The sequence below is a fragment of the Mucilaginibacter sp. SJ genome, from assembly GCF_028993635.1.
GTDB lineage: Bacteria > Bacteroidota > Bacteroidia > Sphingobacteriales > Sphingobacteriaceae > Mucilaginibacter.
Window position 1 is genome coordinate 3,970,160 of sequence record NZ_CP118631.1, and the last position, 13,425, is coordinate 3,983,584.

Here is a 13,425-nt window from a genome sequence, read left to right on the forward strand (position 1 = left end):
TGTACCCTAAGTTATGTTTACTTGATTATTTGCTCAATCGTCCACGGCTTCCTTACCATGAATGGCATCGGAGGTAATTTGCAACGAACGCAATATCAATCCTGCCATAAACTCATAAAACAGGTCCGGGTCACCACCATTACTTTGAATATCAGTGAGGTATCGATAGTAACTTTGCTTTTCGTTATCCTTAATATAAAAAGGAGGAAAGCCATAGGATATTAATATCAGGTTGGAAAGGATACGGGCGGTGCGCCCATTGCCATCATAAAAAGGATGAATGGTAAGGTAATCGATATGAAATTTAAGGGCGAGAATAACCGGGTGCTTTGCATCCTTTTGGTTTCGCTGGATCTTTTCTTTTTCGGTGTTCAACCAATTCACTAACCGGTGCATCCGTTCGGCAACTTCTGTATACGGAGCAAAATCATACCGTTCACCCTCGAAGTTGAACATATAGTTATCAACGTTTTTCCATTCGCCTATAAATCGTTGCTTTTCCGGATCTTCTTCATACATAATACCTTTATGTATTTCCCGGATTCTACTTTCAGAAACATTAAGTTCGCCTTTACCTATTTTCATGATCGTGCTGATCACCTTGTCATGATTACGGATCTCTATTACATCTTTAAGCGGTTTGTCCTGTACGTTGATAACCCCTACCATTACGGTTCGGGTTTCGCGTTTAGTAAGGCTGTTTCCTTCCATACTGTTAGAAGTGTAGTTCCACTCCAGCCGTAACTTGTAATTTATTTTGTTGAGTAGCTCTTGCGGAAGAGGGCCATGAGCATGTATGGCAGCCTGAAAGCTGTCAATTTGTTGTATTTTTTCTAAATAGCTCATGATTTCGTAATATTTCAAACTTACGAAGTTTTTAAAACTTCGTAAGTTTTGACAGGGTCCTACAGCCCCATTTCTTTCTTCAAAAATTTACCCGTGAAGCTGTTCTTCACCTTGCACAAACCTTCAGGTGTACCGGAGAACAGGATATTACCACCACCTGAGCCGCCTTCGGGGCCAAGGTCAATTACATGATCGGCCACTTTAATTACATCAAGGTTGTGTTCAATAACTAAAACAGTATTGCCTTTATCAACCAACTGGTTAAGCACACCTAACAGCACGTTAATATCTTCAAAGTGCAAACCGGTGGTAGGCTCATCCAGGATATAAAAAGTATTGCCTGTGTCTTTTTTGGATAGCTCGGTAGCCAGTTTAACACGTTGTGCCTCACCGCCCGATAATGTTGTTGAAGCTTGCCCTAAAGTGATATAGCCCAATCCTACATCGTTAAGTGTTTTTACTTTACGGTAGATGGAGGGGATGTGCTCAAAGAATGGCGTAGCATCCTCAATACTCATATCCAGCACATCACTGATGGATTTACCACGGTAGCGAACCTCCAGTGTCTCGCGGTTATATCTTCTGCCGCCGCATTCTTCGCATGGCACCTGCACGTCTGGCAAAAAGTTCATTTCAATCACTTTCATACCGGCGCCCTGGCAGGTTTCGCAACGGCCACCTTTTACGTTGAACGAGAAACGACCGGGTTTATAGCCCCTGATCCTTGATTCCGGTAGTGCCACGAACAGATTGCGGATGTCCGAAAACACCCCGGTATAGGTAGCCGGGTTTGAACGTGGCGTACGACCAATTGGTGTTTGATCTATCTCAATTACTTTATCGATATGCTCCAATCCCTCAATTTTTTCATAAGGCAGCGGTTGTTTCTTGGCCCTAAAAAAATGATGGTTCAAAATAGGATATAAAGTCTCGGTGATCAGGCTTGACTTACCGCTGCCCGATACACCGGTTATACCGATCAGTTTCCCCAAAGGGAAATCAACCGACACTTTCTTCAGGTTATGGCCGGTAGCTTTTTTCAGGCTCAGGGTTTTGCCGTTACCTTCTCTGCGTTTTTTGGGTATTGCTATTTCGCGCTCGCCATTAATGTATGATGTGGTGAGCGTATGCTTTTCCATTAATTGGGCTGGAGTACCTTCTGCAACAACCTGGCCACCATGTACACCCGCTGCCGGGCCCATGTCAATTACGTGGTCGGCCTCCAGGATCATATCCTTATCGTGCTCAACAACCAATACGGTATTACCTAAATCACGCAGGTTTTTAAGGGCGTTAATCAAACGCTCGTTATCGCGCTGGTGTAAACCGATACTTGGCTCATCCAGAATGTACATTACATTCATCAGTTGGGAGCCAATTTGCGTAGCCAGCCTGATCCGTTGCGCTTCACCGCCCGAAAGGGTTTTAGCTGTACGGTCGAGCGTTAGATAGCTCAAGCCAACATCCAGCAAAAACACAATACGTGCGCGGATCTCTTTCAGGATTTCCTTGGCTATAACATTCTGACGTTCGTTAAGACGATCTTCCAGGCCGTCAAACCAATCCTGCAAGTGGTTGATATCCATGCAGGCCAGTTCAAATATGTTTTTACCATCTACCTTAAAATGCAGCGACTCTTTTTTGAGCCTTGCACCTTCGCAAACCGGGCAGGTGCGGAGCACGCGATAGTTCTCCATATCGTCTACACCTTCATCATTGCGGCGTTCCTGCTGTTCTTCAAGCATGCGGATGATGCCTTCAAAAGTAATCTGGTAGCTTTGAACATTCCACTTGTTATATTCTACAGCGACACTCAATGTTTCAGGCGCGCCATTCAGGATCATATCCAACTGATCGCGGTTAAGCTTTTCGATAGGCGTTGAGAGCGAGAACTCATACTTTTTAGCCAGCGATTTCAATACCTGGAAGATCCAGGTTTCGCGGTATTCGCCAATAGGGGCTAAACCGCCGTTCATGATGCTCAGTTTCGGATTAGGGATCACTGAAGCTTCATCAACTTCAAAAATATAACCCAGTCCGTTACACTTTTCGCAGGCGCCATAAGGCGAGTTGAACGAAAATGTATTAGGCTGAGGCTCATCATATGAAATACCCGAAACCGGGTCCATCAGGTATTTACTATAATAGGATACATTATTATCCTTATCGGCAATACGGATAATGCCCTTGGCAATTTTCAAAGCCTGCTGAACGGAAGTATATAAACGTTTGCTGTCCTTTTCGCTTACCACCAGGCGGTCAACCACAATATCAATATCGTGGATCTTGTAACGGTCAACCTGCATTTTGGGCTCAACATCGGCGATAGCGCCATCAACCCAAACCTTTAAAAAGCCTTGTTTGCGGATGGACTCGAACAATTCGCGGTAGTGGCCTTTACGGGCTTTTACTACCGGTGCCAAAATATTAACCGGCTGCCCGTCAAATTTTTCGCTGATGGTTTTCAGGATCTGGTCTTCGCTCATGCGTTCCATCTTTTCACCAGTGGTGTACGAGTAAGCATCACCCGCACGGGCGAAGAGCAAACGCATAAAATCATAGATCTCGGTAATAGTACCTACGGTGGAGCGCGGGTTTTTGCTGGTGGTTTTTTGCTCTATAGCAATAACAGGGCTCAGGCCCGACACCTTATCAACATCCGGCCGCTCCATCCCGCCCATAAACTGGCGCGAATAGGCCGAAAATGTTTCCATATAACGGCGCTGGCCTTCGGCGTAAATGGTATCAAACGCCAGCGATGACTTGCCGCTGCCGCTCAATCCGGTAATTACCACCAGCTGATTACGCGGAAACGAAACATCTATATTTTTCAGGTTATGCACCCGGGCACCATAAACTTCAACTTCACTTTGCTCGCCCAGGTCAACAAGAGGTTTTGTACTCATACTTTATTTAAGGTTGAATTATTGAGTTAGCGAATTAGTGATTGAAATACCCCTAAAGGCTTATTTGTTAAACCGTAAAAAACGACGATTGTGATCTGGAAAGAAAAAAGAATTCACTAAATCACTAATTCAGTAAATCAATAATTAATTGTCAAATATAAGCAAAAAAGGCCGATCATCCACTGTGGATGACCGGCCTCAAAGTGCTCCGTAATGTAATCTTTTAATTAATTTACAGTATGATTACCTGCTGTTAATTAATTGCCAGCAACTGTGATGCAGGCGGGATGAGAAAGTAATTATCATACCCGTGCTCTTTTGGCTGCTCAATAACTGCTTTCATTGCAATTAGCTTGTAAACATATGAACCGGTTTCGCGGTTCAGCTTCATGCGAAAGTAGTTATCTTCTTTTTGCTTGTTAATGGCGCGCGCTAATTTGATCGAGCCATTGTTGTAAGCGGCAGCCGCCAGTGTCCAGCTGTTAAATTCATCGTATAGTTCTTTGATATACTTGCAGGCTGCAATAGTTGATTTGCGAAGGTTTTTCCGCTCATCAACTCCATGGCCCACTCTAAGTCCGTAGGTACGTGCAGTACCCGGCATAAATTGCCAAAAACCCGACGCGCCTTTTGGTGATGTGCCCGATTTTAGGCCCGACTCAACCAAAGGGATGTACTTAAAATCTTCCGGGATACCGTAAAACTTTAAAATGGGCTCGATGATCGGAAACCATAGCTCGGCTTTCCGGTGCAATACATTGCTCTGCACACTTTTAAAGTCGTGCTGCCTGAGCGATTTGTTGAGTTTACGTGTAACCCTTGCGTCATTAACTGGTAAAGCCTCATTGGCAAAGTTGTAAGCAACTGCCTTTGAGCTTTTGAGAAAAATAAAATCTGAGGTTCGGGCGCTTAAAGTTGCCGCTTTTGCAGCCTTTTCGATGATCGTTGTACCGAAAATATTAAGCTCTGAAATGAGAACCAGCACCAGTGTTACGGAGCACGTAAGTAAGTGTTTTTTAATCATTTCTTTTCCTATCATTTAACTATACATTTGGTAGAATGTGCTGCAAAGGTAGGCTATACAGATCACATAATCAAATACTTACCATTTTGCTAACTTTTTTAGAATTGGTTTTTGGTTCAAAAACGGCGTTTAAAACCGTTTAAACGCCGTTTTTGCAAGAGGATATTTTTTTGATCTTTTTAGATAAAAATTGGCAAAAAAGCGTAACTTTGACCCTCACGCTGCGAAAGCGCTAAACAAAAAATTATGGTATTTAAGAGACCAGCAGGTAGTCGCGACGACAAACCCGGAAAGTCGTCATCAAGGAGTCCAAGATCCGACGACCGACCAAAAAAATCAGCATCAACCCCAAAAGGTAAAGCTACTCCAAACGGAGAGAAAAAAATACTTTCCAGGCCGGAAAAAACATTCCAAAGCAACAGGTTCAGTGACGATAAGCCCAAAAGCAATTTTAGGGCCGGTGAATCATCTGGCGATAAAAGATCAGGAGCTAAGCCGAGGCCTTACTCTGGCAGGCCGGCAGCCGACAGCGACGACAGGCCAAAAAGAAATTTTGGCGGCAATAGCGCAGGCGAAAGGAAGTCATTTAGTGGCGGTCCGCGTAAACCTTACAGCGGCAGGCCAACAACCAGTGATAACGACAGGCCGAAAAGAAGTTTCGGCGGCGAATCACAAGGCGAAAAGAAATCTTACTCATCTCCGCGTACCCGTTCATCAGCAAGCTTTGAGGGCAAACCTAAAAGAAGCTTTGGCGGTGATGCAGGGGGCGAACGTAAATTTGCACCAAGAGGAACCGAGGGCGGTTTTAAAAAACGCGAAGGCGGCTTTAAAGAGAAATCACCATTTGGCGAAAGGCCGGCACACAGGCCGCATGACAGGGAAAACCAACAGGATGCCCCTAAAACCATGCGCAGCCGTAAAAATTCTCCTGCAAAAAAATCAGAAGACGACGGGCTGATCCGCCTGAACCGTTACATATCAAACGCTGGTATCTGTTCGCGCCGTAAGGCCGACGAACTGATTACCGCGGGCGTGGTATCTGTAAACGGCGAAGTGGTAACAGAATTAGGTACCAAAGTTGATCCGTTTAAGGATACTATTAAATATAACGGCGAAACACTGAAACGCGAGAAAATGGTTTATGTATTGTTAAATAAGCCAAAGGATTATATTACCACAACCGATGATCCGCAGGAGCGCCGTACCGTAATGCACCTGGTTGAAAAGGCAAGCCGCGAGCGTATTTACCCCGTTGGCCGTCTTGACCGTAACACCACCGGTTTGTTATTAATGACCAACGATGGTGATTTGGCCGATAAGCTATCGCACCCGCGTAACAGCATTACTAAATTATACCAGGTTGAATTAAGCAAAAGCTTAACCCAGGGCGACCTGAATAAATTAACTTTCGGTCTTGAGCTGGAAGACGGTGTAATTAAGCCCGACGCGGTATCGTACGTAGCCGGCGGTTCAAAACGTGAAGTTGGCATCCAGATCCACAGCGGCAAAAACCGTATTGTACGCCGTATGTTTGAGCACCTGGGTTACGAGGTGGTAAAACTGGACAGGGTGGTTTATGCCAACCTTACCAAAAAGGACCTTCCGCGTGGCCGCTGGCGTTACCTCGATGAAAAAGAAGTGATCCAGTTAAAACACCTGATGAAATAATAAGAGGCCCCGTTAAACAGCGGGGCATTTTTTTTGTCTATTTTGTTATCTTGCACAGCAAGATCTGTAAAGCTAAAAGCGGAAATGCATAAAGCTTAAAGCTGTATGATTGTCAGTATTTATTGCTATTTGGGAATTAATTTAATAGACCTTATATAATCAACCATGAAGAAATTTCTTTTGATCATCGCTATGCTTTCACCGGCGCTAACATTTGCACAAAATAAAAAAACAGGGCCTAAGACTTTCGACCTGGTGGTTGGTACTTATACCACAGGCAAAAGTAAAGGCATTGTGGTATACCGCTTTTATGCCGAAACCGGCAAACTGGCTTATCTCAGCGAAATTGATGGCGTAAACAATCCGTCGTATTTGACGTTAAGCGCCAATAATAAATTTATTTACGCGGTTAACGAACTGCCTAAAGGTGAGGTAAGCGCGTTTTCATTTGAGCCCAAAACGGGCAAAATGACTTTTATCAACAAGCAATCAACACTGGGTGCCGATCCATGCCACATCTCAGTTGATAAAGCACAAAAAAACCTGATCATAGCTAACTACTCAAGCGGCAACGTTGCGGTAATGCCTTTAAACAAAGATGGTTCGATAGCCAACGGGATGCAAACCGAGCATGATGGCGGGCATAGTGTAAACAAAGAACGACAGGAATCCGCCCATGCGCATATGGCTGTTTTTACACCCGACGAAAAATATGTGTTGTATAATGACCTCGGTACCGATAAAATAAATATCTACCGCTATCGCCCGTCAAAAGATCCCCGTATCGTACCGGCAACACCGGCCTTTGTAAGTGTTGCCCCCGGCGAAGGCCCGAGGCACCTGGAATTTTCGGCCGATAAAAAGACTGTTTACCTGGTAACTGAAATGGGATCGAACGTTATTGCGTTTGATTACAATAACGGCAAGCTGAAACAGAAACAATCCATTACCATGCTGCCAGATGGCTTTACCGGCCAAACTGCAGGTGCCGCTATTCATCTGTCGCCCGATGGCCGTTTTCTGTATGCTTCAAATCGTTTAGAAACCAACGAGATCAATATTTATGCGGTAAACCAGGAAACCGGCTTGCTTACTTTTGTAGCGCGCCAGTCCACCTATGGCAAAAACCCACGCGATTTTGCTATCGACCCAACTGGTAACTTCCTGATAGTAGCTAACCAGAACAGCGATAACATGTGGGTATTCAAAATAGACCAAAACACCGGCAAACTTGCCCAAACAGGTATCAGAGTTGATATCGGCAACCCGGTATGCTTAAAATTTACACCAGCTGAGTAAGCTGAAAGCCGAAGACTTAAAAGCTGAAAGCATTTTAGTCGCTTAACGCGGAGTGCCGGAAGCTCATTTACAGCAATAAAAAGAAAAGCTCAAAGCAATACCAATGCTTTGAGCTTTTCTTTTTATTTTATTTAATTACAACTTGCGTTTAACTTCTACGTTTTCGTAAGCTTCAACAATGTCGCCTACTTCAATGTTGTTAAAGTTGTTGATGTTCAAACCGCACTCGTAACCTGCGCTTACTTCTTTCACGTCATCTTTAAAGCGTTTCAGTGAAGCCAGTTCGCCGGTGTAGATCACCACGCCATCGCGGATGATGCGGATCTTGCTGTTACGGTTAATTTTACCATCCAATACCATACAACCTGCAATAGTACCAACCTTGCTGATCTTAAAGGTTTCGCGGATCTCAACGTTAGCCACGATCTTTTCTTCAAAGGTTGGTGCAAGCATACCTTCCATCGCCGCTTTGATCTCGTTGATCGCGTCGTAGATGATTGAGTACAGCCTGATATCAATCTGCTCAGCTTCGGCCAGTTTACGGGCACCGCCTGAAGGGCGTACCTGGAAGCCGATGATGATCGCGTCAGATGCTGATGCCAGCAATACGTCTGATTCGGAGATCTGACCTACCGCTTTCGAGATGATGTTCACCTGGATCTGCTCGGTAGACAGTTTCAGCAATGAATCTGACAAGGCCTCGATAGAACCATCCACGTCACCTTTAACAATGATGTTAAGCTCCTTGAAGTTACCCACTGCCAAACGACGGCCGATTTCATCAAGGGTGATGTGTTTCTGCGTACGTAAGCCCTGCTCACGTTGTAACTGTAAGCGTTTGTTAGCAATTTCACGTGCTTCAACTTCGCTCTCAAGCGCGTTGAATTTATCGCCCGCTGTTGGTGCACCCTGCATACCCAACACCTGTACAGGTGTTGATGGTCCTGCCGAATCCACACGCTGACCGCGCTCGTTGGTTAACGCTTTTACACGACCGCTGTAGCAGCCTGCCAGTATCGGGTCACCTACTTTTAAGCGGCCTGCCTGTACAAGGATGGTGGTAACAATACCACGGCCTTTATCTAAAGCTGCCTCAATAACAGTACCTACGGCACGTTTGTTAGGGTTAGCTTTCAGTTCGAGCAATTCGGCTTCAAGCAATACTTTTTCCAATAATAGGTCAACATTTAAGCCGGTTTTGGCCGAAATTTCCTGCGACTGGTATTTACCGCCCCACTCCTCAACCAAAATATTCATCGCCGATAATTGTTCCCTTACCTTATCGGCATTGGCACCCGGCTTATCAATTTTGTTGAAAGCGAAGATGATTGGCGCGCCTGCAGCCTGTGCATGGTTTATGGCCTCGCGGGTTTGCGGCATCACGCTGTCATCGGCAGCTATTACTATAATTACAATATCTGTAACCTGCGCACCCCTTGCACGCATAGCGGTAAACGCTTCGTGACCCGGTGTATCCAGGAAGGTGATCTTTCCTTTATTGTCAGGCAAAGTTACTTCATAAGCACCAATGTGCTGGGTTATACCGCCCGCTTCGCCGCCTATTACGTTGGTTTTACGTATAAAGTCGAGCAATGAGGTTTTACCGTGGTCAACGTGGCCCATGATAGTTACGATTGGTGCACGTGTCACCAGGTCGGCCGGATCATCGATCTGGTCAAGGTTGGCTTCTTCATCCTGCGGCTTCACAAATTCAACCTGGTAGCCAAATTCATCGGCCACAATTGAAAGTGTTTCGGCATCAAGCCTTTGGTTAATGGAAACGAACATGCCCAGGCTCATACAGGTAGATATGATCTGCGTTACAGATACATCCATCATGCTTGCCAGCTCATTTGCCGTTACAAACTCGGTAACCTTCAATACTTTTGATTGCAGTTCCTGTTCCATTGCCAGTTCTTCGGCACTTGCAGCAACATCATCACGTTTTTGACGACGGAATTTAGCACGCTGTGCAAACTTGCCCGACTTACCCGCACCGCTTAAGCGTGCAAGTGTAGCCTTGATCTGGTCTTGTATGTCTTTTTCTGAAGGTTCTTCCTTCGGTCCTGTATGTTGAGGCGGATTATTGCGGTTGTTCCTGAAATCCGGGCGGTTACCACCGCCATGACCTCCCTGGCCCTGGCCTGGACCGCTGTTTCCGGGTGCTCCGTGTGTACGGTTCCTGAAATCCGGGCGGTTTGGATTAATGGTACCACCACCGCCAGGCTGCTGACCTTGTTGCGGATGATTGCCACCACCGCCCTGCTGGCCATGCGGATGATTACCTCCGCCTTGCTGCGGGTTGCCCTGATTATCTTTGCGTTTACGTTTGCGTTTATGATCGGCCGCGTTATTATTTGAATTTGATGACGAAGCTACCGGGTTGCGTTTTGGCGCATTAACCGGCAACTGGATCTTACCAATAATGTTTGGCCCTGTTAAGCGCTCAGCTTTAGCACGGATCACATCCGGTTCCTGGCTTTCATCAACTGCTGGCGCTGCCGGAGTTTCTGGAGCAGCCGGAGGTGTTGCAACCGGTGCTTTTTCAGCAACAGGCGCTTTAGGCTCTTCGGCTTTAGGTGCTTCAGCAACCGGGGCTGCCGGTTTTGGCGTTTCAACCTTTGGCGGTTCAGGTACAACCGGAGCTACCGGCTGTGGCGCTTCAACTTTTGGCTCGGCAGGTGCCGGAGCCGGTGTTGGCGCAGGTGCCTGTGCAACTGGCTCGGGTTGTTTAACAACTTCAACTGGTTTTTCCGCAGGCTTCTCCGCCTGTGGCTTAGCATTCAGGTTGTTAAGGTCAATTTTTCCAACCACCTTAACACCAGGTAATACGTCATTGCGCTCATCAGAACGTGCAGGAGCTTGTGCTGCCGGAGCAGGCTCGGCCGGTTTGGGTTTTTCAACCTGCGGCTGTGCAAAGTGCCCTGTATTCTTGATCAGTATCTCTTCGTTCTCAAAATCGCGCGAACGGCGGTTCTCAACCGGCTTTTCAGGAAACTGTGCAGCAGGCTCTTCTTTCCTTATCTTTCCGATACTGATCTGCTTAGCTTCCTCCTTAATACTTTTGTCAACAGCAAATTCCTTTAACAGGGCATTGTACATGTCATTATCCAGCTTGGCCATAGGATGCTTGTCAACCTTGTATCCTTTGGTAGCTAAATAATCGACAAGGGTACCCATGCCAATGTTCAGTTCTTTTACTGCTTTAATTAATTTTATGGATTTGTCTTCTGACATTTAATATTACTTTCTCTGCTTATTTAGTGCAAAAATACGATTTTAATTTTGCTTATTCCGCTTATTCAAACTCCGCATTCAATATTGATAGCACTTCTTTTACTGTTTCTTCCTCTAAATCGGTACGTTTTACCAATTCACCAACGGTTAAGGCCAGTACTGATTTTGCTGTATCTAAACCAATACGTTTAAATTCATCAATGATCCAGCCTTCAATCTCGTCAGAAAATTCTTCAATGTCCACATCCTCGTCATGCTCATCAGCCTCACGGTAAACATCAATTTCGTAGCCTGTCAATTTTCCTGCCAGCTTAATGTTGTGCCCGCCACGACCGATAGCTAACGATACCTGGTCGGGTTTTAAATACACAGCCGCTGTTTTTTTCTCATCATCTAATTTAATAGAAGTGATTTTGGCAGGTGACAATGCACGCTGAATATATAGCTGAACGTTGTTGGTAAAGTTAATAACGTCGATATTTTCATTTTTTAACTCCCGTACTATACCGTGGATTCGTGAACCTTTCATACCTACGCAGGCACCAACCGGATCGATACGGTCGTCATATGATTCAACGGCAACTTTAGCACGCTCGCCCGGTTCGCGCACAATTTTCTTGATGGTAATTAAGCCATCAAAAATTTCCGGCACTTCAAGCTCAAACAAGCGCTGTAAAAACTCAGGCGCTGTACGTGAAATGATGATTTTGGGGTTGCTGTTCAGCATATCTACTTTTGATACAACAGCTTTAACGCTGTCGCCTTTCTTGAAGTAGTCGGCCGGGATCTGCTCCGTTTTTGGCAGTAACAGCTCGTTGCCTTCATCATCAAGAACTAAAGTTTCTTTTTTCCAAACCTGGTAAACCTCGCCTGTAACAATTTCACCTACGCGGTCTTTATATTTTTTGAAGATCTCGTCTTTCTCTAATTCCAGAATTTTTGATACCAGCGTTTGGCGGGCGGCTAAAATAGCACGGCGGCCAAAGCTTTCTAAAGTGATCTGTTCAATATAGTCATCACCAACTTCAAGGTCGGCGTCATACAGGTGTGCTTCGGCAAGTTCTATCTCCAGGTCATCATCTTCGCTAAAGCCATCTTCCATAACTTTACGTGTGCGCCAGATCTCTAAGTCACCGTTATCGGTGTTCACAATTACGTCGCAATTTTCGTCCGTACCGTACTTTTTCCTGATCATGCTCCTGAAAACGTCTTCCAGAACGCTCATCATGGTAGGGCGGTCAATGTTCTTGAAATCTTTAAATTCCTGAAAAGAATCAATTAAATTAATATTGCTCATTTTTTACTTAAATGATATTAAAACCTTTGTTTCTGTTATTTGGTCCATTGGGATAACGCTTTCTATAACCTGCGCTTTTTTCCCTTTTTCTTTTACTTTTTCTTCAATGGTGATGGCATCCTCTGTAAGGCCGGTTAATGTGCCTTCGCGTTTAGCCCCATCTTTCATTTTAATGCCCAGGTTACGGCCAACATTTTTGGCGTATTGCCTTGGCGACGACAGCGGATAGTCAATGCCCGGCGATGAAACCTCCAGATTATAAGCGGTTTCAATCACGTTTTCCTCTTCCAGATGGAAACCTACGTGCCTGCTTACCTGTACACATTCATCAATACCGATACCGTTATCGCCATCAAGCAGGATCACCAATTTACCGTTCGGGTGCATTTTAATATCCACTATAAACAGGTTTGGTTTATCTGCTATCTTCTCTTCTACCAGTTCTTTTACCCTTTTTTCAATATTCATTACCCACCGGTGTTTTTGACAGAATAATTTTGATTGATAAAATAAAAGAGGGGACTAATTGCCCCCTCTTTTATTAACGGTTGCAAATATAATCAAAAATATTAAATTTTCAAGCATATAGGTAGTTTATCGCTTAAAAATCAAATCTGTATAGTGCAAGGTGCCGGGTTTGCTGCGGCTTTTTATCAAATCGGTCAGCGTACTACCGGTACTGAAATCATAGTAACGAAAAAAATACGTTTGCTGTGTACTAAAGGCTGTATCCGGCGTAAAAATAACAACATTATCTTTAACGGTGTAACTACCCGGTTGTGCGGGCTGCAGGTTTCGCATACTGGTATCGGCGGGCATGCGGTAAACGGCCATGAGCGTTTCCCAGGCTTTGGCAGATGAATCACGGCTGATCTCGTTAATGACGGCCGGATCGAAACCGGTTATCTGCAATGCTTTTCCGTTATTAACTGTCTTAATGGTTACCGGTGTTTTGGTTGATGTTTCTGTACAACTGAATAAAAACATTAGCGGAAGTAATAAAGGAAAAAGTTTTTTCATTTGGCAAGATAGGTTATTGTAATAAAAAGCGATATATCCATTTGCTGAAGAAGCATGCATTATTATGGCTATATCAATAAGCATAGTTTGAGCCCGTAGGATACCTGTAAGGCTTGCGACAGTGGGGA

General features: G+C 44.9%; 9 protein-coding genes. 2 read left to right on the forward strand and 7 right to left on the reverse strand.

What is annotated here, in order from left to right; genetic code table 11:
• Window positions 1–33 precede the first annotated feature (33 nt).
• The 3 genes from MusilaSJ_RS16055 to MusilaSJ_RS16065 form a co-directional block, all read right to left on the reverse strand.
• Window positions 34–864 carry a Fic family protein gene (locus MusilaSJ_RS16055; protein ID WP_274985945.1) on the reverse strand — a complete coding sequence of 277 codons (831 nt, stop codon included), beginning with the start codon at window positions 862–864 and terminating at the stop codon, window positions 34–36.
• A 41-nt stretch (window positions 865–905) separates the two neighbouring features.
• Window positions 906–3,752, reverse strand: a complete 2,847-nt coding sequence (gene uvrA, locus MusilaSJ_RS16060) for an excinuclease ABC subunit UvrA (RefSeq protein WP_274985946.1) — start codon at window positions 3,750–3,752, stop codon at window positions 906–908.
• A gap of 253 nt (window positions 3,753–4,005) precedes the next feature.
• Complete coding sequence (locus MusilaSJ_RS16065; protein WP_274985947.1) at window positions 4,006–4,776, reverse strand: lytic transglycosylase domain-containing protein; 771 nt, start codon at window positions 4,774–4,776, stop codon at window positions 4,006–4,008.
• A gap of 246 nt (window positions 4,777–5,022) precedes the next feature.
• Here MusilaSJ_RS16065 and MusilaSJ_RS16070 point away from each other — a divergent pair, with 246 nt between their 5' ends.
• Both MusilaSJ_RS16070 and MusilaSJ_RS16075 read left to right on the forward strand, forming a co-directional pair.
• The gene (locus MusilaSJ_RS16070; RefSeq protein WP_274985948.1) at window positions 5,023–6,444 is read left to right on the forward strand and encodes a pseudouridine synthase; all 1,422 of its coding nucleotides are present in this window, start codon (window positions 5,023–5,025) and stop codon (window positions 6,442–6,444) included.
• Between the two features lie 165 nt (window positions 6,445–6,609).
• Window positions 6,610–7,743, forward strand: coding sequence for a lactonase family protein (locus MusilaSJ_RS16075; protein WP_274985949.1), 1,134 nt, complete (start codon window positions 6,610–6,612; stop codon window positions 7,741–7,743).
• 135 nt (window positions 7,744–7,878) lie between these two features.
• Here the strand turns inward: MusilaSJ_RS16075 and infB are convergent, their stop codons facing one another.
• The 4 genes from infB to MusilaSJ_RS16095 form a co-directional block, all read right to left on the reverse strand.
• Entirely contained in the window at window positions 7,879–10,980 is a 3,102-nt protein-coding gene (infB, locus tag MusilaSJ_RS16080) for a translation initiation factor IF-2 (RefSeq protein WP_274985950.1), read from the reverse strand.
• Window positions 10,981–11,041: 61 nt separating this feature from the next.
• Window positions 11,042–12,277, reverse strand: coding sequence for a transcription termination factor NusA (nusA, locus tag MusilaSJ_RS16085; protein WP_090532515.1), 1,236 nt, complete (start codon window positions 12,275–12,277; stop codon window positions 11,042–11,044).
• 3 nt (window positions 12,278–12,280) lie between these two features.
• Window positions 12,281–12,745 carry a ribosome assembly cofactor RimP gene (rimP, locus tag MusilaSJ_RS16090; protein ID WP_112655583.1) on the reverse strand — a complete coding sequence of 155 codons (465 nt, stop codon included), beginning with the start codon at window positions 12,743–12,745 and terminating at the stop codon, window positions 12,281–12,283.
• Between the two features lie 126 nt (window positions 12,746–12,871).
• Window positions 12,872–13,297, reverse strand: a complete 426-nt coding sequence (locus tag MusilaSJ_RS16095; protein WP_274985951.1) for a hypothetical protein — start codon at window positions 13,295–13,297, stop codon at window positions 12,872–12,874.
• Between the last annotated feature and the right edge of the window lie 128 nt (window positions 13,298–13,425).